Origin of the sequence: Rothia sp. P6271, assembly GCF_048512995.1 — a bacterium.
GTDB lineage: Bacteria > Actinomycetota > Actinomycetes > Actinomycetales > Micrococcaceae > Rothia.
The window spans coordinates 84,286-109,408 of sequence record NZ_JBLXXV010000001.1 but is presented as its reverse complement, the minus strand read 5'-3'; the positions used below and the strand labels follow the sequence as shown (position 1 = coordinate 109,408).

The window sequence follows — 25,123 nt, the reverse complement described above, 5'->3', positions numbered from 1 at the left end:
GCCTAGTTTTCACGGAAGAAAAACTCATTTAGTGATAGGGGACATAAATTTGACGGGTGCTTCGAGAAAAAATAATGAGCCTACTTAATAAATCATAAGCAATCTGATGATTTAGTGGATATTGTTCAATATTTTCGATATGCTGGACAAGCTAACCCTGTCCATACAGGGTTTTTTATTGACGAAAACATACACAGTTCGTAACCAGAGATATAAGGCAATAACACATATGGCTAAAACTGAAACTTCACTACCTGAGGGGGCTCCAGACTTACGTAAAGCAGATGTAAGTCAGGAAACCCGCGCCAATATGCGCGCCGGAAACCTCTCCGGTAAAGTATTCTGGCCCGCTGCCGTTATTATGGCGGTTTTTATCGGGTTCACCCTCCTCTTTCCTCAAAAAGCTAAAGGAATTTTTAACGCACTACAAAGCGACGTTATTAACTACTTCGGCTGGTACTACGTCGCAATCATTGCGTTCTTCGTGATTTTTGCGCTCTACCTCGGATTCTCCCGTATGGGCGACGTCAAACTCGGAGACGACGATGACGAACCTGAATATTCCTTTACCACCTGGTTTGCATTCCTCTTCGCCGCAGGCATGGGTATCGGCCTCGTATTCTACGGGGCAACAGAACCTCTGATGCACTACGTCACTCCACGTCCTGGCGTGAGCGGTAACGAGCAGCAAGTAGCTCAAGCAGCAATGAGTCAATCCTTCCTACATTGGGGATTCCACCCTTGGGCTATCTACGTCATCGTAGGTTTGGCTATTGCATACTCTGCACACCGTCTCAAACTACCGCTATCTATCCGCTACTCGCTCAAACCTCTACTCGGAGATCGAGTCAAAGGTGGATGGGGCGACGTCATTGACATCGTTGCACTCGTAGGAACTCTCTTCGGCGTCGCAACCTCTCTAGGTCTCGGAGTCATGCAGATAGCTGCTGGCCTTGGCTACCTCAACATTCCTGCCGATAACGAGCTATGGCTTGTCGGAATCATTGTCGTATTGATGGGTATCACTCTTTTCTCCGTAGTGACCGGACTTGAAAAAGGTATGAAGCTCCTCTCCAACGGAAACCTTCTGCTTGCAGCTATCGTATGTATCTTCGTTTTGGTGGTTGGGCCAACAATTTTCTTGCTTCGCGAGTTTGTTGGATCCATTGGTAACTACCTCCAAAATATGGTGTCCATGACCTTCGACACCCTCGCCCTTTATGGCGACGAAGGGGAGAAGTTCCAAGCTGCATGGACCACCTTCTATTGGGGCTGGTGGATTTCATGGTCACCTTTCGTGGGAATGTTCATCGCACGTGTGTCTAAAGGACGTTCCGTTCGCGAATTCGTCATGGGCGTGCTCATCGTTCCAGCACTCACCTCCTTCTTCTGGTTCTCCGTCCTTGGTGGAACCGCTCTGCATCAGGAACTCTTTGAAAATAAGAGCCTCCTTGAAGCAGACGGAAGTGTATCTGCTCAGAACGCGCTATTTAAGATGTTTGAGAACTTGCCAGCTGGTACTGCCTTAACCGTTGGTGCGGTCCTCTTGATTACGATTTTCTTCGTAACCTCAGCAGATTCTGGCGCACTTGTCTTAGGTATGCTCTCTACCAACGGTTCACCTGAACCTAAAACGTGGATTCGCGTCTTCTGGGTTCTTGTAGCAGCTGCTACCGCAATCGTCTTGATTCTGGTCGGTGGTACAGACTCGCTAACAGCAATTCAAACCATCGCAATCTTGACGGCATTACCGTTCTCTTTTGTGATTATCATGATGTGTATCTCGCTCTACAAAGCGTTGAGTTACGAACATCGACTCTTCGTCCGTGCTCAGCGTCGTAGCGCTCGAGAAGAAATCGCAGCAGAACTTCACGAACGTATTGGCGAAACCGTCGACGAAATGGTTGCTGAAGGCGTTGAAGCGCAAGTTGAAGCACACGTTGAAGCACATATGGAACAAGCTATTGAAAATGCTGTGGACCAGGCTCTTGACCAAGCTGTTGGACAAGCTGTTGATGCAAAAGTTGAAGCAGCTGTCGAAGAAGCGGTTGAAGAAGCCGTTGCTTCCGTCGTTGATGATGTAACGTTACAGGTCGAAGCAAATACTGCAGCTATCAAGAAGATTACTGATACGCAGGCTCTTCGCATGGTCACGGCTGAAGAAGTAGAAGCGGATCGCTCTGCTAAAACTTCTCGAAAGATGCCGTGGAACTCACATAAAAAATAAGATGTAGTACTCCGCATACGGTGCTCTTTGATGTGGGAGGCGGGTGTCCATCGTTTTCTGATGGACACCCGCCCCGCCATTTTAAACAAAACTATGAGCTAAATCTTTTAGGGAGTTTTATCACCGTAGAGGGCATCTGAGTATGAAGACGGGTATGATGGCACTAAGCCCTCTTTGCAGAGTGCTCATTTTTTGTGTGGGTACTATCAAATAACTTGTTCTTGAGTGGGCATCTTTTATTCCCTAGATTTAAGCGAGACTTATACGCATGTCTGAAAACACCGCTTCGCGCAGCGACCTGCGCAACGTAGCAATTGTGGCGCACGTTGACCACGGCAAAACTACTATCGTTGATGCAATGCTGAAGCAGACCAACGCATTCTCTGCACACGCTGACGTTGAAGACCGAGTGATGGACTCTGGTGACCTCGAAAAAGAAAAAGGCATCACCATTTTGGCAAAGAACACCACCGTGTTCTACGACGGCCCTTCTGCACAGGGCGAAAAAATTACCATTAACGTTATTGACACCCCCGGCCACGCTGACTTTGGCGGCGAAGTCGAACGCGGACTCTCCATGGTCGACGGTGTCGTTCTCTTGGTCGACGCTTCTGAAGGGCCTCTTCCTCAGACTCGCTTCGTGCTACGTAAAGCACTAGCAGCAAAACTGCCTGTTATTCTGGTGGTCAACAAAGTAGACCGTCCTGATGCGCGCATCGACGAAGTCGTCTCCGAGTCAATGGACTTGCTTCTTGGCCTTGCCTCCGACCTCGCTGACGAAGTTCCCGACCTCGACGCAGATTCTTTGCTTGATGTACCCATCGTCTACGCTTCCGGTAAAGCTGGCGCTGCGTCAATGAACCAGCCAGCAGACGGCGCTCTTCCTGATAACGATGATCTTGAGCCTCTTTTTGAGACCATCATCAATCACGTTCCAGCACCAACGTACGACCCCAACGAAGTTCTTCAGGCACACGTAACCAACCTTGACTCATCACCCTTCTTGGGGCGTCTAGCATTGTTGCGTATCTTCAACGGACGTATCAAAAAAGGACAGACCGTTGCATGGGCACGTCAGGACGGACAGCTCAAGAACGTTCGCATTTCTGAACTTCTGGTCACTAAAGCACTCGAGCGCGTACCGGCAGAAGAAGCTGGCCCTGGCGAAATTGTGGCAGTTGCTGGTATCGAAGACATCACCATCGGTGAAACCCTCACCGACCCTGATAACCCTAAAGCGCTCCCGCTCATCACTGTTGACGACCCAGCAATCTCGATGACTATCGGTATTAACACCTCTCCTCTTGCCGGTAAAGTCAAAGGTGCTAAAGTCACCGCACGTCAAGTTAAAGACCGTCTCGACAAAGAGCTTATCGGTAACGTTTCTTTGAAGGTTCTTCCTACTCAGCGTCCTGACGCATGGGAAGTACAAGGACGTGGCGAACTTGCGCTCGCGATTTTGGTGGAGCAGATGCGACGTGAAGGCTTTGAACTTACCGTTGGTAAACCTCAGGTTGTTACCAAGACCATTGACGGTAAATTGCATGAACCGATGGAACACATGATTATTGACGTTCCGGAAGAATTCCTCGGCGCTGTCACTCAGCTCATGGCTGCCCGTAAAGGTCGTATGGAGAATATGGCAAATAACGGAACCGGCTGGGTTCGTATGGAATTCTCTGTTCCTGCTCGTGGCTTGATCGGCTTCCGTACCCAGTTCTTAACCGAGACTCGTGGCGCTGGTATTTCTTCTTCCTACGCTACTGGCTATGAGCCTTGGGCTGGAGATATCGAATACCGTACGAACGGTTCGATGATTTCTGACCGTGCCGGTGTTGTAACACCTTATGCCATTATCAACCTTCAAGAACGAGGCACGATTTTCGTTGAGCCAACCTCCGAAGTCTATGAAGGCATGATTATCGGTGAGAATTCACGTGCCGACGATATGGAAGTGAACATCACCAAGGAGAAGAAGCTAACGAACATGCGTTCTTCTACTGCGGATAACTTCGAGAACATGACTCCGCCTAAGAAACTCACCCTCGAAGAGTCTCTTGAATGGGCACGTGAAGATGAGTGTGTGGAAGTTACTCCTGAAGCTATTCGCATTCGTAAAGTGATTCTTGACTCCAACGAACGTATTCGTGAATATCGTCGTCGTCACCGCGACTAATCGGTACAGTGTCGAGGATGGAGCTTCTGTGAATAAAGCAAAGCTCTAACACTTCATAAGTGAAGGGGTTACCATCGGTGGTGGTAGCCCCTTCACCATATATTTGTATATGCGAAATCTCGATATGTAGGAGGAATGAATAGATGCTTTCTCAGGAAAAAGAACCCACACCGTATTATCCAGAACAGGGACACAATATCTGTGAAGACGCCGTGTATTCTCTGCTGCCTGAGGGTTTGGAACCTTGCGATGCGCGTGTTCTTTTCGTTCATGCTCACCCTGATGATGAATCTACCTCTACTGGTGCAACAATGGGGCTTTTGGCAGATTCTGGTGCTCAAGTAGATTTAGTGACGATGACGCGTGGTGAGCTGGGTGAAGTGATTCCGCGCGAGCTTAAACATCTTGAAGTTGGGCAGCCACAGTGCACTGATGGTGGTCAGGTTCTGGGAGAGTATCGTTCTGGTGAATTGCGTGAGGCAATACAGTCTCTGGGTGTTCATGAGCACCTTTTTCTAGGTGAAGGTGTTTCTGCGGGGAAGGAGACGCCAGCAATTTTTTATGATTCTGGGATGGTATGGGGTGCTGATGGGCGTCCTGAAGCAAATCCGCAGGCTTCCCAAGAGTGCTTGACGAGAACTTCTTTAGATATTCAAGTTCAGGCTCTGATGCGTGTGATTAAACATTATCGTCCGCATGTTGTGGTGACGTATGATGCGGGGGGAGGATATGGTCACCCTGATCATGTGAGAACTCATGAAGTGAGCTTAGAAGCGGTCAAGAATTTAGGGGGCACGGCCGATGCTCCTTGTCTCTTGTGGGGTTTAGAAGGAGACTATTCTTCTGAAGACAATCGAGTGCAGGCTGTGATTGATGGCTCTGTCGCTCGTAAACGTGAGGCTATGGCAGCTCATCGTACTCAGGTGATTATTGCTAGTGAAGATAGCTATCAATTCTCGAATTTGGTGGTTCAAAAAATATCTGCTCGAGAAACATATCGTCTGATATGGTCTGCTCCAACAGCAACAGTGGTTTCCGCATCACAGGAGAAGAAAAGATGAAACAATCTAAGATTCCGTCGGGTTCGTCCTCGTATGAGGGTGAGTTTGCCCAAGATGCTGATTTGTATCCGACAACGTTGAACTCTGTGGTTATAGCAGTTTCTTTGGGCATTATCACTGGGTTTATAGGGACGATGTATCATGCCTCAATTTGGTATGCCTCAACTGGTTCATGGTTTGTGCCGTGGGGGAGTTGTTTGGCTATTGTGATGGTATTTTGTGCAAGCCTGTGGAGCGCTTTGCGTTCTGGAACTTCTTGGGGCGGGGTACTGGTTGGTATTGTGGCTTTTGTTCTTATCGGATTGTTTGGGTTTGGTAAAGAAGGCTCATTATTAGTGTTGTTGAATCCTCAGATTCCAGTGGGAATTGCCGGTGTGGTGTGGGCTTTTGGTGCTTTGGGGTCGGCTCTTGTTGCTCAGCGCGTGGCGCGCTCCTTGTCATAATTTTTTCAGCTAAAACTAAGCTAAGGCTAAGCTAAGTTATTTGATAAAGAAAATAACTTCAGGGTAAAAACTGTGTCAGTTCCACCACTAAAGTCTTCAGTTTCGACTCAATCGGACTACCATAGGTAGAGGTTTTGCACTACAAAGTGCGTCTAAGAATCCGCCGTACCGGCTCAGAAAGGCTATTGCATGACTTACGTTATCGCCCAGCCTTGCGTCGATGTTAAAGATCGCGCATGTGTTGAAGAGTGCCCCGTGGACTGCATCTACGAGGGCGAACGCACGCTATACATTCATCCTGACGAATGTGTAGACTGTGGCGCGTGTGAGCCCGTATGCCCTGTAGAAGCAATCTACTACGAAGACGACGTTCCCGAAGAATGGTCAGAATATACCGCTGCTAACGCAGACTTCTTCGACGAACTTGGCTCTCCCGGTGGAGCTGCACGTTTAGGCCCAACAGGCAGCGACGTCGCGTGGATTGCCGGACTACCGCCACAAAACCAGGACTAAACATATTTTTGATGAAGAACTTCTATGTGCCACCTGATAGCGCATAGAAGTTCTTTTTTGCCTAAAAAATTTCTTGATGTGAAATATCTTTTCGGCAGGGCACCTATACAACGATAAGATATGAGAACATCTCATTTACTGACCTAACTATTGAGGAAAACGTTTATGCCTACATTCGGTCTTAACCTGCCAGAGTACCCTTGGGAACAACTCGCACCTTACCGAGAAATTGCAGAACAATATCAAGATCCTCTGGTCAACCTCTCTATCGGTACACCCATCGACAGCACACCCTCTGTTGTTCGAGACGCCTTGGCGAACACGTCGGACGCGCACGGATACCCCACCACACACGGCACCTTACAACTTCGAGAATCTATTGCCGGCTGGTACGAACGCCGTCGTTCAGTAACAGGGCTGAACCCCCAACAAATTATGCCAACAGTAGGCTCAAAAGAATTGATTGCGTGGCTACCTTTCCTCTTAGGACTAGGGGCCCACGATGTCGTTGTGCGCCCGCGCATCGCGTACCCAACCTACGACATCGGGGCGCAACTAGCAGGAGCCCAACACATTGCGGCAGACAGCCTAGAAGAACTCGACGAAGATACGCGCTCACGTGTCAAACTCATCTGGGTCAACTCTCCTTCAAACCCTACCGGTGCAGTAACCTCTCTCGAACAGATGCGAGCGCTGGTCGAACAGGCGCGCGATCTCGGGGCAATCGTAGCTTCCGACGAATGCTATGCCGAACTTGGTTGGGGACAGTGGGATGCTCAACGAGGAGGAACTGCTGTTCCTTCTCTACTTGATTCGTATGTTACGCAAGGCCGTTTTGACCATCTACTGAGCGTATATTCTTTATCTAAACAATCTAATATGGCTGGTTATCGAGCCGCTTTTGTTGCCGGCGATGAGCAGCTCATTCTCAATCTCGTTAACTCTCGTAAACATGCCGGAATGATTGTTCCTGCGCCCGTGCAATCTGCAATGATTGCAGCGCTGGATGATGACCAGCACGTGCAAGCGCAAAAAGATGTATACCGTGCTCGTCGTGAGAGGCTTTTGCCTGCTGTTCAAAACTTCGGTATTCAAGTCGAAGAATCTGAAGCGGGGCTCTACCTGTGGGGTAGTGCTGGCGAAGATACGTGGAGTACCGTTGAGCGTTTTGCTCGTTTGGGTATTTTGGTTGGGCCAGGCGTGTTTTATGGTTCTGAAGGGGAAGGATACGTGCGTATCGCTCTCACCGGAAGCGATGAAGACATTGACCGTGCAGTAGAGCGGTTGCGCCGATAAATGTCAATTTGACTAGAAAAATACGCAACAAGCCCACATGGATGTGACTTATAACATTCTTACCTGTAGGGTGTAATAGAGATTACTTTAGTGTTCTCGGTAGAAAAAGCCACCACCATGGCATACATAGCGTCCCACACAAATAGCTACTACCGAGACACCACATTTCTCGATACACGGAGGAAAGAATGTCTGAAAATAATACCGCTGTGTTGCATTATCACGACACCGCACAAGAACTAAGCTACGTCACTCCCACCGAAGGCAACGGCGCATTTAACATCGCGGGTTTGATGAAAAATACCGGACAGGTTGCCTACGACCCCGGATTCATGAACACCGCAACTACCAAATCTGCCATCACCTACATCGACGGTGACGCCGGCATTTTACGATACCGCGGATACCCCATCGAAGAACTCGCCGAAAACGCCAGCTTTCTAGAAGTCGCCTATCTTCTCATCTACGGTGAACTACCCACCGTCAAAGAATACGAAGACTTCGACACCATGGTTCGCCGCCATACGATGGTGCACGAAGACTTCAAAATGTTCTACGCCGGATTCCCCCGCGACGCACACCCTATGGCCGTCTTAGCGTCCTCCGTCTCAACCATGTCCACCTTCTACGCAGACTCTCTAGACCCCTTCGATAAACGTCAAGTAGAAATATCAACATTCAGACTTCTCTCTAAAGTCCCAACACTTGCAGCGTACGCCTATAAAAAATCTAAAGGCGAACCCTTCATGTACCCACAAAACAACCTCAACTACGCTGAGAACTTCTTAAGGATGTGCTTCGGATTCCCCACCGAAGAATATGAAGTAGACCCCGTCAAAGCTAAAGCCCTAGACACCTTGCTCTTATTGCACGCAGATCACGAACAAAACTGTTCAACATCTACCGTACGCATGGTCGGATCAGCACAAGCCAATATTTTCGCCTCCATCTCAGCGGGCATCAACGCCCTCCACGGGCCACTGCACGGAGGCGCAAACGAAGCCGTATTGAACATGCTACGTAGCATCCAATCAGAAGGTATCAGCCCCGAAGCCTTCATGGAAAAAGTCAAACGTAAAGAAGACGGCGTACGACTAATGGGATTTGGGCATCGCGTATACAAAAATTACGACCCGCGCGCTCGCATCATCAAAAAAACTGCTGACGAAGTGCTCAACAAACTAGGCGGTAACGACGAACTCCTCGACATCGCCCGAAAACTAGAAGAAAAAGCGCTAGCCGACGATTACTTTATCGAACGGAAACTCTACCCCAACGTAGACTTCTACACCGGACTTATCTATAAAGCAATGGGATTCCCCGAAGAAATGTTTACCGTTCTCTTCGCCCTTGGCCGTATGCCAGGCTGGATTGCTCAATGGCGTGAACTTATTCACGACCCCGAAATTAGAATCGGGCGCCCACGTCAAGTGTACGTTGGAGAACCTTTACGACATTACCCCGGAAGTCAAGAGAACCACTCCTAAACGGGCTTAACCGTTCCGTATTCGTATCAAGAAATCAAAGGTTGGGGGTCGATAGCGTCAAGGCTATCGACCCCCAACCTTTTAACGGAAGTAGATATAACAGGTCTTATAATCTCGTATTATTGCCCATAACCTTGAGGATTATTCTTCTGCCAGTTCCAGTGGTCACGTACCATCGTGTCAATATCACGACGAGCAGACCAACCCAAATCAGCAAGAGCAGACGATGGATCAGCAAAAGACACTGCCACATCGCCCGGACGACGTGCAACTATACGATAGGGGAGCTCCTTGCCACATGCTTTCTCAAAGGCGTGAAGAACTTCGAGCACCGAATAACCATTACCAGTGCCTAAATTCCAGGTGCGAACTCCGCCATGAGCAGTGATGTAGTCAAGAGCCTTCAAATGGCCATCAGCCAAATCAACAACGTGGATATAGTCTCGAACGCCAGTACCATCGACGGTGGGATAATCATTGCCGAAAACACTTAAGAATTCACGACGACCCACCGCAACCTGTGCGATAAAAGGCACCAGATTATTCGGGATACCAGAAGGGTCCTCACCGATTCTGCCAGACTCATGCGCACCAACAGGATTAAAATAACGCAAAAGAGCAATATTCCAAGACTCATCAGAAGCACCTAAATCACGGAGCATATCTTCAATATGCTCCTTAGTGCGACCATAACAAGACTGAGCGTCCATATTAATTTTTTCGGTTAGCGGCATCTCTTCAGGTTCACCGTACACCGTAGCAGAAGAAGAAAATACGATAGAACGGCAACCAGATTCTTCCATTGCGTAGAGAAGATTCAGAGTACCTGCCACATTCGTTTGGTAATACCACAACGGTTTCTCAGCAGACTCACCTACAGCTTTAAGACCTGCAAAATGAATGACAGCCTCAGGCTTTTGCTCTAAAAAGAGTTTCCTCATCGCCGGCATATCAAGAAGATCAACTTGATGGAATGCAACCTCTTTGCCGCTGAGCTCACTGACTCTACGTAAAGACTCCTCAGAAGAGTTAGCGAGGTTATCCATCACAACAACCTCATGACCAGCATTTAGCAACTCTAAAACAGTGTGTGAGCCAATGTATCCGGCACCACCAGTAACTAGAATTTTCATTTTTCTCCCTCAATAATAGTCTTCAACAACAGTCAACGAATCCGATCAAGACCAAACTCTTCTTTTAACTCTACTGTTTCTCTGCAATTTTATTCTCAGAAACTCTAGAAGACTTTGTACTACATCTGTAGCCACAACAAAGGACGAAACACCCCAAGCACCACCTAAGGCGTAGTATCAGATAAATACTACGCCTTAGATTAGCTAATGATTAGTTTGAATGTAAGTCCGCATTGAGCTGAACCGTATTATTCGCACGAGGTAATACCTCAATCGCACCAGAAACTGAATTTCGGCGGAAGAGGATATTCGACACTCCCGATAATTCGGCAGCCTTCACCGTCACAGGATCTTGACCAGGCTGTAATAAGGTCACTCGAGAACCAGCTGTTACATATAAACCAGCTTCAACGACACAATCATCGCCAAGAGCGATACCAACACCTGCCTCAGCACCAAGCAAAGAACGCTCACCAATGCTGACACGTTCGGTGCCACCACCAGAGAGAGTACCCATCGTAGAAGCACCCCCGCCGATGTCAGAACCATCACCAACAACAACACCTTGAGAGATGCGCCCCTCAACCATAGAAACACCTAACGTACCAGCATTGAAGTTGACGAATCCTTCGTGCATCACCGTAGTACCTGCAGATAGATGAGCGCCAAGACGTACCCTATCTGCATCACCAATACGTACACCGGCCGGAACAACGTAATCAATCATGCGGGGGAACTTATCCACGTGAGAAATTATAAGATGTCCACGAGCACGAAGACCAATCTGAAGGTCTTGGAGTTCGCTGGCAAGAACCGGACCAAAATTTGTCCAAGCAACATTAGCTAACTGCCCAAATAGACCATCAAGATTAATGTTATTAGGGGCTACCAGCGTATGCGATAGCAAATGTAACCGAAGATAAGCGTCAGAAGCATCAGCTGGTGGCTGATCTATATCGATACGCACAGAAACAATTTCGGTGCGCACATTACGAGACTCATCAGAGCCAACTAACGGTTCTAATTCTGAACGAAGGTCAACAGGAGTATCTCCCAACGTTGGACGAGGGAACCACGTATCAAGAACAGTTCCAGCATTGTCGCCGCGAAGAACAACTGTTGCGATACCGATTCCAGAAGCTAAACGTACATTATTATCACTCATACCCTCTAGTGTAGTTTGTTCTTGCTGTGCGTTAAAGCCAGTATCACCGACTGAGAAAAGCTCACAGAGAATCATCTCAAAGATACGCAGCTGAGTAAGATAAAACCTATGAGTGAAGATTATCGAACAGAACATACCCCACAGCCCACTACCCTAAATTTCTCCGGCGACGTAGCAGAGCTATGCGCTCAGATAATCGATATTTTCTCAGTCTCCGGCCACGAAACTGAACTTGCCGATGCCGTTGAAGCGTCCTTAAACTCACGAGAATATTTGTCTGTTACTCGCGACGGAGATTCCATCATCGCCAGAACTGAATGGGGAAAGAAACAGCGAGTTATTCTTGCCGGTCACCTTGATACTGTTCCACTACCTCACCACCCCGAATCCAAAGGAACTGTGCCCTCCCAATGGTGTGAAGAGAACGGGGCGAAGAAACTTTATGGACGTGGCGCTACCGACATGAAATCAGGTGTTGCCGTACAACTGGCTTTAGCGGCAACCCTACAACACGCCCAATACGATATCACCTATGTTTTTTACGATCACGAAGAAGTTGCCAGTGAACTATCCGGTTTAGCACGATTAATGCGGCATCATCCTCATCTTCTCAACGACGCAGATTTCGCAGTTCTTCTTGAACCTACCCACGGAACCATTGAAGGTGGCTGTAACGGAACCATGCGTTTTTGGGTTCATTGTCAAGGTATCGCCGCACATTCTGGACGGTCATGGGTCGGAAAAAACGCAATTCATGCAATGAATGATGTGCTGAATCGCCTTTGCTCTTACGAAGCTCAAACCTATGAGGTTGAAGGCCTTGCCTACCGAGAAGGGCTAAATGCTGTTCAAATTTCTGGGGGAGTAGCAGGCAACGTTATTCCTGACAAATGTTCAGTACACATCAATTATCGTTTCTCACCAAAACACACTCTTGAAGAAGCTACCGCTCATATGCGTGAGGTCTTTGCCGGATACGAACTTGACTTTGTTGACCAATCTGCAGCTGCCCGCCCAGGACTTGACGCTCCTCTGGCGCAAGAACTGATAACTGCCGTCGGAGAAGAACCAAAACCTAAATACGGTTGGACCGATGTTGCACGTTTTTCTCAGATGGGTATTCCTGCGGTGAACTTTGGGCCCGGTGATGCCTTACTTGCTCATACTGATGATGAACATGTTGACGTTGAAGAAATCTATCATTGCTTTACGAGCCTCAAAGAGTGGCTATCACAGAAATAGCTTCTTCTAATTGGACATAGAAAAAGCTTTGGTGTTGTCGACGAAGTTATCGTCGACAACACCAAAGCTTTATGCATAAGAAGCTAAAAAACTTCTAGGCTTTAGGCATCTTAAACATCTGAATTGTGTCGGGGTTCGGATTATCAACCTCACCTGGAACACCATCAGATTTCTTAATACCTGAGGACGAACGTGAGCTCAAGAAACCAGATAGCCAGCTTGCGAATATCGTCAAAGCAAAATTGATGATGATAAAGAGTACGGCTGCTAGGAGTAGGCTCTGAAGAATATTGCCTTCACCCGAACCAAATCGACGTGCTGCGGCAAGAAGCTCTGGGTAAGAGATGATATAACCTAACGCAGTATCTTTGAGAATGACCACAAACTGTGAAAGCAAGGAAGGCATCATTGTGAGCATCGCCTGAGGCATCAAAATATTGCGAAGAACCTGACCAGGAGTCAAGCCAATTGCTACGCCTGCTTCTCCTTGGCCTTTAGGGAGCTGTTTGACGCCTGAACGAAGTAATTCAGCGATGACTGAACCGTTATACAGTGTCAATCCGAGAACTACCGCAATGAAAGGAAGCTCTGAGGGAGAGAACACGGAGAAACGTCCCAAGAAGAGCCAGAAGAAAATCATCATGATGAGTACGGGAACTGCTCGGAAGAACTCAACAACTACTGTGCCGATAGCGCGTACAAAAGCGTTTTGAGCCAGACGCATATACCCAAAAATCATCCCAAAAATCACTGAGGTAATCACAGCGATAAAGGCCGCTTTAAGGGTTGAGATAATGCCGGGGATAAAATATGATTCCCACGCACGGTAGGTGAAAAGTTCTGTCCACTTTTCGGCTTCAAGCTGCCCTTGACGGTTCATGACCATAAGAACATAACCGAAGAACGCAAGCAACGCGATAATCGCAATGATATTGAAAGCTCGTGTGAGCGCTCGACCGCGAGGGCCTGGAGTATCAAAGAGGACCGAAGTCGTTTGTTGAGTTTTCATCGTTTCACCGCCAATTTACGTGAGGACCATGTGGTCAATAAACCGATGGGAACAACGATGATGACGAATCCTACTGCAAAGACCATGAAAATCACAAAAATCATGTCTGAGTTGAATTCAATCATGGATTTCATCATGCCCGATGCCTCTGCTACTGAAGCAACTGTTGCCACTGTAGAGTTCTTTGCAAGTGCAATCAACGTGTTGCCCAAAGGAGTGATGGAACCGCGTAACGCCTGAGGGAAAATGATATGACGAGCAGCGGGGAAGAATCCTAACCCAATGGCTCGTGCCGCTTCTGCCTGTCCGATAGGAACGGTATTGACGCCAGAACGAATTGCTTCACACACAAAAGCCGCATGGTATAGCGCCAAGACAATTACTGCGTAGAGGAAGAAGTTCATCTGAAAATCTGAAACCAGCTGTAGCTGGAATTGTGTCCACACGCCCAAAATAGCGAGGGTCATCAGAATAGTCAACGGCGTATTTCTGAAGATATGAACATACGCTGTTCCTGCTAGTTGGAGTGAAGGTACCGGCGAAATTCTCATGAGAGCGAGAATGGAGCCGATAACAAATGATCCAATAGCTGCCCAAAAAGTGAGCTGTATATTAACCCAAAACGCACCAAGCACATCATAGGTGCTAAAGAGCGTGGAGAGCTGTTCGCTAAAAGTCACGTTAGTCTCCGTAAATCTAAGAATGAATGGTTAGGATGTGGCGCATGATGTGCCAAGGTGAGGAGGATTAAGCTCCTTGTTATAGACGAAACCTGAGTCACCGACGTTCTTGGCCAGCGCCTTTTCCCATTCGCCAGTTTCTACCATTTTGTTAATAGCTTTATTAATAGCTTCGCATTTATCGCTGCCTTTGGGCAGACCAACTCCATATCGTTCATCGGTGAAAGTGTTGCCGACGAGTTTGAGATGTCCTTTATTTGCTTTAGTGGAGCCAAGTCCAGCAAGAATGATGTCATCGGTGGTTACCGCATCAACCATTCCTGCGTTGAGTGCCACAACGCAGTCTGAGTAGGAGCCTTGCTGAACAAGCTGAACACTTGAAGCAAATTTGTCTTGAATTTTCTTTGCTGAGGTTGAACCCGTGACAGAGCAGAGGTTTTTTCCGTTGAGGGAATCAGGACCCTTAATATCGTTGGTATCTGCTTGAACGAGAAGATCTTGACCTGCAACAAAGTAGGGGCCTGCAAAGTCGATAGTTTTAAGACGAGATTTTGAGATGGAGTAGGTCGCAAAAATCATGTCTACCTGACCGTTCGTCAGCATGTTTTCACGGTTTGCTGAGGGCGACTCAACCCACTCGATACGGTCTTCTGGGTAACCGAGTTCTTGCGCTACGTAGCGGGCTACATCGGTATCGAATCCCGTGTAGTTCTTGCCATCTTGGTAGCCTAGGCCAGGTTGGTCATATTTGATGCCGATGCGTAGCTTATCGCCTTCTGATGAGTTTGCTGCACATCCAGAAAGAACGAGAGTAGCACTTGCTATAAGCGCAAGAGTCTTCACAGTGTTACTTTTGAGGCGGTGGATGACGCTCATACTACCTCCTAACTAGTGGTTGAGAATTTTGGAAAGGAAATCTTTTGCACGCTCAGACTTTGGATTGGTGAAGAACTCGTCTGGGGTTGCTTGCTCAAGGATTTCTCCATCTGCAAGGAAGACGATACGGTCTGCTGCTTTACGCGCAAATCCCATTTCGTGAGTTACAACAATCATGGTCATACCTTCACGTGCAAGGGAGACCATGGTGTCGAGAACTTCGTTGACCATCTCTGGGTCGAGAGCACTAGTTGGCTCATCAAAAAGCATCACTTTAGGCTGCATTGCTAGAGCACGGGCGATGGCAACACGCTGCTGCTGTCCACCAGAGAGTTGAGCTGGAATTTTATGAGCTTGGGACTCAACACCCACTTTGGTGAGTAATTCCATGGCTAGTTTGTCTGCATCTGTTTTGCTCATGCCACGGACTTTGCGTGGGCCAAGAGTGACATTTTCGAGGATTGTTTTATGTGCAAAAAGGTTAAAGGATTGGAAGACCATTCCTACTTCTGCACGTAGCTTTGCGAGTTCTTTGCCTTCTTCGGGAAGGAGCTTTCCATCGATACGAATTTCACCGGAGTCAATAGTTTCAAGACGGTTGATGGTACGGCATAGCGTAGATTTACCAGAACCAGAGGGTCCTAGCAGAATAATGACCTCTCCTTTGCCCACCTCAAGATTGATATTTTTGAGAACGTGCAAATCGCCATAGTGCTTATTGACCGATGTGAGCTGAACAAGTGAATCGTTCACTAGGTTCCTCCTGACGAAAGTAGATATGTCTGCAGAGAAAAGTCCCTATGTGATAAAAAGGAACAGTCGTTGAGAGTGCAGACACCTGAAATATATAGTTCTACCGTACACAGGCTTATGTAACTTGCATGTTACAGATAACGCTTATCGTTACGGCAGAGTTTTATTAAGCCAAAAATCTTGAGACTGGAAAACAGTCACGGAATACAAGCTTAGAGCGGTCTGTCTCATCATGAGAAGCGCGCTTAAGATAGCTTAGAGTAAAACACATAAATTTTTTTCTCAATGGGGGAGAAAAACGAGAGGAAAAAGATGAATTATCTTCTAGTCGGCGTGACTTTTCTTGTTCTTGCTGTGACAATGATGGGTGTTGCCGTATTAGGTAGTGACCGGCTCTATCCTTTTCGTAAAACCCTTATTCATATGGGAGAAGATGGAATTGACCTGCCGCAGAGAGTTTCCTCGTCAGCTTCTGAACCTTCAAAAAACTTTGCTGAATATCAAGAGTTCTCTCGTGAAGAATTAATCACCGCACTTATTAAAACAGAACATGATAATCTCGCATTGCGAGACGCCTTAGAGAAGTCGCGAGACGCTATAGAGAAGGTAGAGACCTCCTCCACACAATAGCTGAGCATTATATGCTACGAAATCTTCACGACTAAAATACTGCAATATTATGCACGAAAGATAAAAGCCCTCACCTGTTATGCAACAGCTCATTCATCGAATCAACACGTATGCACAAATCTTTAGTGCACATCTTTATCTTCTATGGTGCAGAGTCTTCGCTTTCTGGCAACAAACCCACTGGAGTATTCAAGTCCTGAGCATCTTTGCCCTCAGCAGAATATGGGGTTGGGTAATTTTTAGCGTTATTGGTGCCCAAGATAAATACACGCCATGGAAAACGGGGCCCATGTCCTATGCTGAGTTCATCAGTATTTGGGATTCTGGATGGTACGAAAAAATAGCCCTCGACGGGTACCCTCGCATACTGCCTACCAATAGTGAGGGCATCGTTACCCAAAATACTTGGGCGTTCTATCCGCTCTACCCGATGAGCGTAAAATTCATCCAAGAACTTACTGGTAGCGCATACTATCCAACAGCTATAGCACTGGCTACCGTATCGGGGTTTATTGCCTCCCTTGTGGTGTATCTCCTCTTTAACCGTTCTATCAGCTGGTGCAGACAGCACCGCCTGCACCTGAATAACGGTTCTAGTCGTGCTGTAGAGTCTCCACACCATTTAGCGTTATGGGCTACCGCTGCTTTTGCGTGGGCGCCAGTAGCACCTATCCTTCAAGTGCCTTATGCTGAAGCGCTAAATATGGTGTTTCTTGGGTTGACTCTCTACCTCATGATGACCCAACGATGGGCACTAGGGGCAATAGCTGGAATCCTCGCCGCTTTTTCTCGTCCAGTAGGTGTACCCTTAGGTGCCTTAGCGGGAATCTGGTGGCTTCTCTGTATGTGCCGTAGCTATCACCAAACACCACAAGCACATTCCACCGTCAGTACGTTACGTGGAGTTCTTATAAAACATCTCGGACAAGGTGTTAGTGCAATCAGCATATGTGCGGCTGCTATCTCTTGGCCTCTTATTGCATGGGCCTATACCGGACGGATGGATGCTTACACCGCAACAGAAACTGCATGGCGTCAGAGCCATCTTGTCCTATTCCAACCATGGATAGCTCAAAGCCAAGAATATTTTGGGCCAGCAGGTGTTCCTGTGCTCATCATGAGCATTCTCGGCTTTACTTTTTTGATGGCCTCGCGATGTGCTCGTCGTGTATTACATCCGGTGCTCAACCTCTGGTGTTATAGCTACCTAACGTATCTTCTGCTTTTTCTTTATCCTCAAAGCTCCACGTTCCGTCTTTTATTGCCCCTATTCCCGCTACTCGTAGTATTTATTGGGATGAGCGGTTCACGAGCATATAGAGTTCTTTGGATCGTCGCTTCAGCTATCTTTCAAAGTGTGTGGGTTGGCTGGCTCTGGCATTGGAAAGAGCTACCTGGCGGGGGAGATTATCCACCTTAAACGTCATAAACTCTGAGGAATACTACGATAACTGACCAACACAGCGAGACAATAAACCTCAGCTAGTTTATTATGGTTGCTGTCACATGAGTTTGAACCATGACCATGGGGCTCATTATTAAGGAGTAAAAAGATGGCTGCCCAGAAACCACGCACCGGTGACGGACCTTTAGAAATCCTCAAAGAAAACCGGAGCATTATTGTCAAAATACCTCTTGAAGGAGGCGGTCGACTCGTACTTGAAGTATCAGATCAAGAAATTGAAGACCTCAAAAACTGTCTCAAAGATTTTGACCAGTCTAGTAGCTCATAAAAGTTCTTATAGCACTATCAGGTGCTCAACCATGAGGTAGCTAACCTCCAGAACTTCTTGTTCCCTGTATATCATGCCATCAATTGACAAAACTGTGTCATAAAAGCATCATATAACGCCAAACTGCCGTGAAAACTTCTCCGGTTTTCACGGCAGTTTTGTCGCCCGAACACTTTTGACAAAAATAACAGCTCTTGAACTGTTATGCCTCACCATGGTCAATAGCAGAGCGTATCTCTCATATTTTTCTGGCAAAGATGATGAACTGTGCGACGCTTGACGGTTTTCTTCCGAATTAACTGGTAATCTTCCATATTGTGTTCGGTATTAACGGAATGGAATTTATCGTCCTTGTAATCCTAGCGTTCGTGGTCATCGGGCCAGAACGCATGCCTGAGTACGCCCAAAAACTCAAAGAAGGCGTTAAATGGGTTCGCGCCGTGGCCTTTGAGGCAAAAGACGACCTCAAAGAAGTCATGGGGGATAACCCTCTGGGTGACTTTGACTGGAAACAATATGATCCACGCCAATACGACCCGCGAACTATCGTGCGTGAAGCTCTTGCTGAAGATGATGAAGAACGCGCACGTCTGGCAGCAGAACGAGAAGCTGAGAACAAGCCACCAGCACAAAATACTCAGCGTTTACCTCAAGGCGCATACGCACCCTTCGATATAGAAGCTACTTAAACCGATACCTTCTCTCAATACTGTATTTGCTCTTATCCTCTAGCTAGGCAAAAACCCATCATCACTGGCGAAAACCTTACTGCTTGTAGAGAAGAATCTCGTTAGACGTTGAACGGTAACGGTTTACCATTCAAATTCCGCGCACGATGCGATAGCTGACGAGCAATACGGTCAATAGACTGAGCCGTTTCTGAGCCTGTATCAGCCCAGACCAGAGGCACGCCAGCGTCCCCTCCCGTCCGTAGAGAGACATCTAAAGGCACAGAACCAAGAAGCGGAACATCATACCCTAATGTCGCAGAAAGACGCTCAGAAAGCTTCATGCCGCCTCCTGCACCAAAAATATCAAGCATCGACCCATCCGGCATACGCATCGCTGCCATATTCTCGATAACACCAGCAACCTTCTGCTGAGTCTGCACACTCATCGTGCCAGCACGCTCTGCAACATCAACGGCAGCACTTTGCGGAGTAGAAATCAACACCAACTCTGCTGTCGGTAAAAGCTGAGCCATCGAAATAGCAATATCACCCGTACCCGGCGGTAAATCAAGAAGAAGAATATCAATAGCGCCAAAATGAACATCAGTCAAAAACTGCTCTAAAGCACGATGAAGCATCGGACCACGCCACGCCACCGGCTTATTACCAGCAACAAACATGCCCATAGAAATGACTTTGACACAGCCAGAGCCCTGCCCCGAAACATTCTCTGGAACAGAGACCACCGGCGGAAGAATCATATCTTCAAAACGTGTCGGGGCTTGTTCAATACCAAAAAGACCGGGAATAGAGAAACCATGAACATCAGCATCAACAACCCCCACCGATAGCCCATCAGCTGCAAAAGATGCGGCAAGGTTAGCCGTCATCGACGACTTTCCCACACCGCCCTTACCCGAGACTATCGCATAGACACGAGTCAAAGAATCCTCAGCACTAAACGGATTCTTAGACTTATGCCCCAACGTACTCCGTAACTTTTGCCGCTGTTGAGGGTTCATATACCCAATATGAACCTGAACCTGCTGGACACCCTCGATACCAGATAACGCCTGCGTAATATCATGCTCAATCGTTGTCTTAAGCGGACAACCCTCAATCGTTAATAAAACGTGAATATGAGCAACTCCCTGCTCAAAGTACGCCTTCTCGACCATCCCAAGCTCGGTAATCGGGCGACGAAGTTCTGGGTCATGGACCGTACACAACGCCTCATACAGTGTTTCGTCGATAGAAGACATTAATATCCTTAGAAAAATACAGAAAACAACAGAAGACTACTCGCCATGTTCTTGAGAAAGCTCATCGACATCTTTGACTTTAATCTGAGACAAACGTCGTTTAGGAGTGCTCATATCTTCCGTCACTATCTTCATAGACTGCGTTTCAGGGCTATTCTCTAACCCCTGAGATTCTGAACGATCTAGAGCATGCTGCAATTTTTGAAGTTCTTCCATCACATCACGCAACTCACTACGTACATAATCACGAGTTGCCACCTCACGAAGAGCAATACGCAAAGAGGCAATTTCACGAGTAAGGTACTGTGTTTCTTCAAGATTCTGCTGATCTCGCTGACGGTCTTGAGCAGCAATCACACGGTCACGGTCATCTTGACGGTTCTGCGCTAACAGAAGCAACGGAGCAGCATAAGAAGCCTGTAAAGACAACGCCAGCGTCAAAAGGGTAAAATTTAAGGCTCGAGGGTCAAACTGTAGATTATCTGGCGCCAGTGTGTTCCAACCAATCCAGAGTGTACAAAAAACGGTCATCCACAAAATAAATTGTGGGGTTCCCATAAAACGAGCAATGGCTTCGGTGGCACGCCCAAAACGATCAGGATTCGGCTTCCCCCCGGTAGCGATACGATGACGAGCAGCTTGGGGAGTTGCTAGACGGTCATTATGACGTTCGCGGTTTTTCTCACTCAAAGCGGCGACCTACCTTTCGTATGGGTGTGCCATCATCGTATGTTCTCCAGTCCTCAGGTAAGAGCGCATCTAGAACGTCATCAATAGTCACCGCCCCAACAAGACGCTGTGACTCATTAACGACTGGCAAAATAGTCAAATCATAGGTTGCTAATACACGAGAGATTTCTTCAAGACTGGTCATATCTGAGACTGGCTCAATGGAAGAGTCTAAAAGATTGCCGACCTGTTCGCTGGGCGGGTACCTCAACAGCTGTTGCATATGCACCATACCCAAATATTTACCGGTAGGAGTCTCTAACGGCGGTCTAGCAACGAGTACTGCCGCAGCCATTGCCGGAGGAATCTCCTCTTGTCGGATATGTGCTAAAGCCTCAGCCACAGAAGCCTCAGGGGAGAGAATAATAGGCACCGGATTCATCAATGAACCGGCTGTTCCCTCTTCATACTCAAGTAGACGGCGAACGTCTTCTGCTTCTTCTGGTTCCATTAGAACTAGTAGCTGTTCACGTTGAGCGTCAGATAGTTCATTGAGCAAGTCAGCTGCATCGTCTGGCTCCATCTCATCAAGAACTTGAGCCGCGCGCTCAACATCCAGATGCGAAAGAATCTCAACCTGATCATCTTCAGGTAGCTCTTGTAAAACGTCTGCAAGGCGCTCATCGTGCAATTCATGGGCGACTTCAACCATACGTTTATCGTTCATCTCATGGATGGCGTCTGCCAAGTCTGCAGCATTAGCGTGCTCATGATTAGCAACGAATGTTGTTGCTGCTTGAGGTTCTAAATCAGTTGAAAGAATTGCCTCATCCCAATCAACAACAAGGGTAGCTTTTCGGCGACGTAGTAGCCCACCATTTTCTGGGATACGTGAGATAAACAGCTCTGAGATGAACCAATCACCGTTACGTCGCTGTTCCATTGCAACGTCTTCAACCGTTGCTTCTCCAGAACCATCTGCCAAACGAACTTTACGGTCAAAAATTTCTGCAACCACAAGCGCTTCAGAACCGCGCTGTTCGAAACGTCGAAGGTTGACAAGTCCCGTACAAATAATTTGAGCAGAATCGATAGAGGTGATACGAGTCATCGGCACAAAAATACGTTTTTTGCCGAGTACTTCAATCACAATACCTACAACAATAGGTTCTTTACCTCGTTGCGAGATATTTCCTGTGGCGACGGCTAAAGGCCCAAAACTTCGTTTGAGCACAACAACATCGCGTAGACGACCAAGACGGTCACCCATAGGGTCAAAAACGTCCATACCAAGTAGGCGGGCAATAAAAATTTTATTTGGTGTTGTACTCACCCTTAATAGACTACGCGTTCTCACCAATTTTTGAAGAGACCATAGCCTATCTGTGACAAGAAACGGATAATCTTTAGTTCAAAACACCTCTGAATACGACACAATGTAGGGAAAAATTTTCGCCACTTGCGATACTCGCCGTTTTTCCAGGAAATACTAAGGTGACTTCGCGAAAATATAGAGCATGGACGAACAAAACATATCAGCAATTCTCTCGAACACAGATAACCTTCCCGAAGGAATCCCCGTTGGAGAATACAACAACCGACAACAACTCAACCAAGCACTCAACACCCTCAACAACGCCAACTTCCCGCTACGAACCTTATTCATTCAAGGAGAAGGCCTGAAACAAATCGAGTTTCTTGGTAACAAACTCTCTTATCCGAAAGTTGCTTTAGCTTCTGCCGCTCAAGGTGCTTTCTTCGGTGCCTTCATCGGTCTTGCTACCGCATTATTGAGTAACGGAAACTTCGCAGCTAACCTACTATCTTCCATCCCATTAGGTATCGCTGTATGGATGATTTTTGGTGTTCTGTCTTATTCTCGAAGCAATAAACAAGGAAACTTCCAAACCCGAGCACAATTAGTTCCTCAAAAATATATTCTGATGGCTCACCCCAGCACCGCAGGACAAGCTCAACATATCCTCGGAGGCACTCAACCTACACCAATGGCACCAGAAGGCCCCGTACCTTTTACCCCGCCCACACCACCACAGAGCTTTGACGGAAACACCCCTCCTCCACAAAAAATGGCTGAACCGATTCCTTCCCCCACCGTTAACAGCCCTCAAAAAGAATCTTCATCAAAATTTGGTTTGAGAATAGAAGACCCCGAGGAATACGCACAAACGATTCGGCAAGAACCACCAGCACCAGAACCTAACGAACGCATTGAACAAATTCGTTCCCAACAACGAACTGGACGCTACGGAATCCGCATCGAAAACCCCGAACAATTTCAAGAAGCAATCCGTCAGCCGGGGCAATCAACGCCACCTCAACCGCAACCTTCTAACACCAAACCTCACAACAACAGTGCTGGTACTCAAGAATAACTACCCGAATCATCTGAACTGGTGAGTTGAAAAGCTGAGGAACAACTGTCCATCACCATAAAACGGGGTGTGGGGTGTTCACCATGTCTGGTGAACACCCCACACCCCGTTGGCATAATCCTCTGCTATGAACGCAAAGAATCCATCCACTGTTCAATCTCAGCAACAGTACGTGGAAGATTTGCTGAAAGATTCACCGGACCATCTTCAGTGATAAGAATATCGTCTTCTAAACGAATACCAATACCACGGTATTCTTCACTAATAGCTAAGTCCTCTTCCTTGAAATACAACCCTGGCTCAATCGTGAACACCATACCCGGCTCAATGACACCATCAAGATACAGCTCACGTTTGGCCTGAGCGCAATCGTGAACGTCAAGACCTAAATGGTGGCTTGTCCCATGAGGCATCCAACGACGATGCTGACCTCCCCGCTCTGACAAAGCAACCTCTGCCGATACAGGAAGCAAACCCCACTGTTCAAGACGCTCTGCTAAGACAGCAGTAGCCGCCTCATGAACCTCACGGAACCGGCGACCAGGAACAGCTACTTCAAAAGCCGCGTCAGCAGCGTCAAGAACCGCCTGATAAATCTTTGCTTGCACTTCAGTAAAACGCCCGCTCACCGGTAGCGTTCGAGTGATGTCAGCAGTATATAGAGTGTCATCTTCTACACCAGCATCAACAAGAATCAGCTTTCCCTCATCAACCGAACCATTATTACGAATCCAATGCAAAATAGTGGCATTATTTCCACACGCCGCAATAGTGTCATATCCGAGATCGTTGCCTTCTTCACGTGCTTTTGCGAAGAACGCACCCTCAACCACACGCTCACCACGATGATGGCCTACCGCCCGAGGCAGAGCACGAACCACATTCTCAAAGCCCTCAATAGTGTGCTGTACAGAACGACGAAGATTCTTGACCTCCACCTCATCTTTAACAAGACGCGCCTCAGAAAGAGCCTCTGTCAAAAGAGCATCGGTCTGGTCCGCTTTCTCTAAATCCACCCCAGTGTTATAACGGGACGTATCAACGAGCGCATCAATATTCATATCGACGTTACGCACAAGACGGATATTAATACCACCAAGAGCCTGACTACCAGCATTCTTCGTGATAGCGACTTCTAACTCCGAAAGGTCCGCGGTACGGATACCGTACTCTGCTTCCACCGCTGCGAGGGTAGGGCGAGGACCAACCCAAAACTCCCCATAGCGAGGATCAGCATAGAACTGCGCGCTATCTCGTCCAGCAAGAGGCCGGAAATAAAGCGTCACCTCGTGATGCGAACCATTATCTCCGTGGTTTTGCTCAACTGGTTCAAAAACGAGTACAGCATCAGGCTCTTGGTCTAGCCCAAGACCCGTTTGGTGCGCAAAGGCAGAATGAGGACGGAACCGGTAATCGGTATCATTAGAACGCACTTTAAAAGCACCAGCAGGAATCACAAGACGCTCACCAGGGAAAAAGCGCGAAATACGGGCGCGACGTTCAGCCGCATAATCTGCTACTTGCGCACGCTGAGGCAATGGCGTCTCATCCGGTGCCCAATTCGATGCCATAAACTCAATAAAAGCTTCAGACTGGGGAGGCTGAGAGCGATTGTTCACTCTTTGCTCAAGGGGCTGTTCATCTGTCATATCAGAAGATTTATGTTCATCAGTAACCATAGATACAACTCTAATACGTTCAGGG

At 47.5% G+C, this 25,123-nt stretch carries 23 protein-coding genes; 13 read left to right on the top strand and 10 right to left on the bottom strand.

Going from position 1 to position 25,123, the window contains the following annotated elements; all coding sequences use genetic code 11:
• Positions 1-229: 229 nt before the first annotated feature.
• The 7 genes from ACN08X_RS00465 (at position 230) to ACN08X_RS00435 (ending at position 9,203) form a co-directional block, all read left to right on the top strand.
• Positions 230-2,227 (top strand): BCCT family transporter, encoded by a 1,998-nt coding sequence (locus tag ACN08X_RS00465; RefSeq protein WP_419107606.1) that lies wholly within the window; start codon positions 230-232, stop codon positions 2,225-2,227.
• Between the two features lie 268 nt (positions 2,228-2,495).
• Positions 2,496-4,403, top strand: coding sequence for a translational GTPase TypA (gene typA, locus ACN08X_RS00460; protein ID WP_419101602.1), 1,908 nt, complete (start codon positions 2,496-2,498; stop codon positions 4,401-4,403).
• Positions 4,404-4,546: 143 nt separating this feature from the next.
• A complete protein-coding gene (locus tag ACN08X_RS00455) occupies positions 4,547-5,464 on the top strand; it encodes a PIG-L family deacetylase (protein ID WP_419107605.1) in 918 nt (305 codons plus the stop codon).
• Positions 5,461-5,907 carry a hypothetical protein gene (locus tag ACN08X_RS00450; RefSeq protein WP_419107604.1) on the top strand — a complete coding sequence of 149 codons (447 nt, stop codon included), beginning with the start codon at positions 5,461-5,463 and terminating at the stop codon, positions 5,905-5,907. The genes ACN08X_RS00455 and ACN08X_RS00450 overlap by 4 nt, the downstream gene beginning before the upstream one ends.
• A gap of 189 nt (positions 5,908-6,096) precedes the next feature.
• Complete coding sequence (fdxA, locus tag ACN08X_RS00445) at positions 6,097-6,420, top strand: ferredoxin (RefSeq protein WP_419101599.1); 324 nt, start codon at positions 6,097-6,099, stop codon at positions 6,418-6,420.
• A gap of 165 nt (positions 6,421-6,585) precedes the next feature.
• Positions 6,586-7,716: a succinyldiaminopimelate transaminase gene (dapC, locus tag ACN08X_RS00440; RefSeq protein WP_419107603.1), complete on the top strand. Its 1,131-nt coding sequence runs from the start codon at positions 6,586-6,588 to the stop codon at positions 7,714-7,716.
• A 188-nt stretch (positions 7,717-7,904) separates the two neighbouring features.
• Positions 7,905-9,203 (top strand): citrate synthase, encoded by a 1,299-nt coding sequence (locus tag ACN08X_RS00435; RefSeq protein ID WP_419101597.1) that lies wholly within the window; start codon positions 7,905-7,907, stop codon positions 9,201-9,203.
• A gap of 119 nt (positions 9,204-9,322) precedes the next feature.
• Here ACN08X_RS00435 and galE read toward each other — a convergent pair whose 3' ends face one another.
• Both galE and dapD read right to left on the bottom strand, forming a co-directional pair.
• Complete coding sequence (gene galE, locus ACN08X_RS00430; RefSeq protein WP_419107602.1) at positions 9,323-10,336, bottom strand: UDP-glucose 4-epimerase GalE; 1,014 nt, start codon at positions 10,334-10,336, stop codon at positions 9,323-9,325.
• A 211-nt stretch (positions 10,337-10,547) separates the two neighbouring features.
• Positions 10,548-11,501 carry a 2,3,4,5-tetrahydropyridine-2,6-dicarboxylate N-succinyltransferase gene (gene dapD, locus ACN08X_RS00425; protein ID WP_419101595.1) on the bottom strand — a complete coding sequence of 318 codons (954 nt, stop codon included), beginning with the start codon at positions 11,499-11,501 and terminating at the stop codon, positions 10,548-10,550.
• A gap of 108 nt (positions 11,502-11,609) precedes the next feature.
• Between dapD and dapE the strand changes: the two genes are divergently transcribed.
• Positions 11,610-12,743 carry a succinyl-diaminopimelate desuccinylase gene (gene dapE / locus ACN08X_RS00420; protein WP_419107601.1) on the top strand — a complete coding sequence of 378 codons (1,134 nt, stop codon included), beginning with the start codon at positions 11,610-11,612 and terminating at the stop codon, positions 12,741-12,743.
• 94 nt (positions 12,744-12,837) lie between these two features.
• Here the strand turns inward: dapE and ACN08X_RS00415 are convergent, their stop codons facing one another.
• From ACN08X_RS00415 to ACN08X_RS00400, 4 genes are read right to left on the bottom strand one after another with little or no spacing between them, the layout of a single operon-like run.
• Positions 12,838-13,752 (bottom strand): amino acid ABC transporter permease, encoded by a 915-nt coding sequence (locus ACN08X_RS00415; RefSeq protein ID WP_419107600.1) that lies wholly within the window; start codon positions 13,750-13,752, stop codon positions 12,838-12,840.
• The gene (locus tag ACN08X_RS00410; protein WP_419107599.1) at positions 13,749-14,432 is read right to left on the bottom strand and encodes an amino acid ABC transporter permease; all 684 of its coding nucleotides are present in this window, start codon (positions 14,430-14,432) and stop codon (positions 13,749-13,751) included. The genes ACN08X_RS00415 and ACN08X_RS00410 overlap by 4 nt, the downstream gene beginning before the upstream one ends.
• Before the next feature lie 30 nt (positions 14,433-14,462).
• A complete protein-coding gene (locus ACN08X_RS00405; RefSeq protein WP_419107598.1) occupies positions 14,463-15,308 on the bottom strand; it encodes a glutamate ABC transporter substrate-binding protein in 846 nt (281 codons plus the stop codon).
• Between the two features lie 12 nt (positions 15,309-15,320).
• Positions 15,321-16,061, bottom strand: a complete 741-nt coding sequence (locus ACN08X_RS00400; RefSeq protein WP_419105531.1) for an amino acid ABC transporter ATP-binding protein — start codon at positions 16,059-16,061, stop codon at positions 15,321-15,323.
• 312 nt (positions 16,062-16,373) lie between these two features.
• Between ACN08X_RS00400 and ACN08X_RS00395 the strand changes: the two genes are divergently transcribed.
• The 4 genes from ACN08X_RS00395 (at position 16,374) to ACN08X_RS00380 (ending at position 19,113) form a co-directional block, all read left to right on the top strand.
• Positions 16,374-16,691 carry a hypothetical protein gene (locus tag ACN08X_RS00395; RefSeq protein ID WP_419107597.1) on the top strand — a complete coding sequence of 106 codons (318 nt, stop codon included), beginning with the start codon at positions 16,374-16,376 and terminating at the stop codon, positions 16,689-16,691.
• Between the two features lie 79 nt (positions 16,692-16,770).
• Entirely contained in the window at positions 16,771-18,111 is a 1,341-nt protein-coding gene (locus tag ACN08X_RS00390; RefSeq protein ID WP_419107596.1) for a hypothetical protein, read from the top strand.
• Positions 18,112-18,244: 133 nt separating this feature from the next.
• Positions 18,245-18,424, top strand: a complete 180-nt coding sequence (locus tag ACN08X_RS00385) for a DUF3117 domain-containing protein (RefSeq protein WP_419105528.1) — start codon at positions 18,245-18,247, stop codon at positions 18,422-18,424.
• Positions 18,425-18,741: 317 nt separating this feature from the next.
• The gene (locus ACN08X_RS00380; RefSeq protein WP_419105527.1) at positions 18,742-19,113 is read left to right on the top strand and encodes a Sec-independent protein translocase TatB; all 372 of its coding nucleotides are present in this window, start codon (positions 18,742-18,744) and stop codon (positions 19,111-19,113) included.
• A gap of 101 nt (positions 19,114-19,214) precedes the next feature.
• Here the strand turns inward: ACN08X_RS00380 and ACN08X_RS00375 are convergent, their stop codons facing one another.
• From ACN08X_RS00375 to ACN08X_RS00365, 3 genes are read right to left on the bottom strand one after another with little or no spacing between them, the layout of a single operon-like run.
• Entirely contained in the window at positions 19,215-20,357 is a 1,143-nt protein-coding gene (locus tag ACN08X_RS00375; RefSeq protein ID WP_419107595.1) for an Mrp/NBP35 family ATP-binding protein, read from the bottom strand.
• Positions 20,358-20,393: 36 nt separating this feature from the next.
• A complete protein-coding gene (locus ACN08X_RS00370; RefSeq protein ID WP_419107594.1) occupies positions 20,394-21,047 on the bottom strand; it encodes a DUF1003 domain-containing protein in 654 nt (217 codons plus the stop codon).
• On the bottom strand, positions 21,040-22,359 hold the full coding sequence (locus ACN08X_RS00365) for a magnesium transporter MgtE N-terminal domain-containing protein (protein ID WP_419101583.1): 1,320 nt from the start codon (positions 22,357-22,359) through the stop codon (positions 21,040-21,042). Before ACN08X_RS00365 ends, ACN08X_RS00370 begins: the two co-directional genes overlap by 8 nt.
• A 184-nt stretch (positions 22,360-22,543) precedes the next feature.
• On the opposite strand from ACN08X_RS00365, the gene ACN08X_RS00360 reads away from it, so the two are divergent.
• Complete coding sequence (locus ACN08X_RS00360; protein ID WP_419107593.1) at positions 22,544-23,419, top strand: general stress protein; 876 nt, start codon at positions 22,544-22,546, stop codon at positions 23,417-23,419.
• Positions 23,420-23,544: 125 nt separating this feature from the next.
• Here the strand turns inward: ACN08X_RS00360 and ACN08X_RS00355 are convergent, their stop codons facing one another.
• Positions 23,545-25,068, bottom strand: coding sequence for an aminopeptidase P family protein (locus ACN08X_RS00355; protein WP_419107773.1), 1,524 nt, complete (start codon positions 25,066-25,068; stop codon positions 23,545-23,547).
• Positions 25,069-25,123: the final 55 nt, after the last annotated feature.

Excerpts from the sequence above, each read along its gene's own strand:
- ACN08X_RS00450 (WP_419107604.1), top strand. The coding sequence starts at position 5,461 with ATGAAACAATCTAAGATTCCGTCGGGTTCGTCCTCGTATGAGGGTGAG.
- ACN08X_RS00455 (WP_419107605.1), top strand. The coding sequence starts at position 4,547 with ATGCTTTCTCAGGAAAAAGAACCCACACCGTATTATCCAGAACAGGGA.
- typA (WP_419101602.1), top strand. The coding sequence starts at position 2,496 with ATGTCTGAAAACACCGCTTCGCGCAGCGACCTGCGCAACGTAGCAATT.
- ACN08X_RS00360 (WP_419107593.1), top strand. The coding sequence starts at position 22,544 with ATGGACGAACAAAACATATCAGCAATTCTCTCGAACACAGATAACCTT.
- ACN08X_RS00465 (WP_419107606.1), top strand. The coding sequence starts at position 230 with ATGGCTAAAACTGAAACTTCACTACCTGAGGGGGCTCCAGACTTACGT.
- dapC (WP_419107603.1), top strand. The coding sequence starts at position 6,586 with ATGCCTACATTCGGTCTTAACCTGCCAGAGTACCCTTGGGAACAACTC.
- ACN08X_RS00375 (WP_419107595.1), bottom strand. The coding sequence starts at position 20,357 with ATGTCTTCTATCGACGAAACACTGTATGAGGCGTTGTGTACGGTCCAT.
- ACN08X_RS00435 (WP_419101597.1), top strand. The coding sequence starts at position 7,905 with ATGTCTGAAAATAATACCGCTGTGTTGCATTATCACGACACCGCACAA.
- dapE (WP_419107601.1), top strand. The coding sequence starts at position 11,610 with ATGAGTGAAGATTATCGAACAGAACATACCCCACAGCCCACTACCCTA.
- ACN08X_RS00355 (WP_419107773.1), bottom strand. The coding sequence starts at position 25,068 with ATGACAGATGAACAGCCCCTTGAGCAAAGAGTGAACAATCGCTCTCAG.
- dapD (WP_419101595.1), bottom strand. The coding sequence starts at position 11,501 with ATGAGTGATAATAATGTACGTTTAGCTTCTGGAATCGGTATCGCAACA.
- ACN08X_RS00405 (WP_419107598.1), bottom strand. The coding sequence starts at position 15,308 with ATGAGCGTCATCCACCGCCTCAAAAGTAACACTGTGAAGACTCTTGCG.
- ACN08X_RS00385 (WP_419105528.1), top strand. The coding sequence starts at position 18,245 with ATGGCTGCCCAGAAACCACGCACCGGTGACGGACCTTTAGAAATCCTC.
- galE (WP_419107602.1), bottom strand. The coding sequence starts at position 10,336 with ATGAAAATTCTAGTTACTGGTGGTGCCGGATACATTGGCTCACACACT.
- ACN08X_RS00415 (WP_419107600.1), bottom strand. The coding sequence starts at position 13,752 with ATGAAAACTCAACAAACGACTTCGGTCCTCTTTGATACTCCAGGCCCT.
- fdxA (WP_419101599.1), top strand. The coding sequence starts at position 6,097 with ATGACTTACGTTATCGCCCAGCCTTGCGTCGATGTTAAAGATCGCGCA.
- ACN08X_RS00390 (WP_419107596.1), top strand. The coding sequence starts at position 16,771 with ATGCAACAGCTCATTCATCGAATCAACACGTATGCACAAATCTTTAGT.
- ACN08X_RS00395 (WP_419107597.1), top strand. The coding sequence starts at position 16,374 with ATGAATTATCTTCTAGTCGGCGTGACTTTTCTTGTTCTTGCTGTGACA.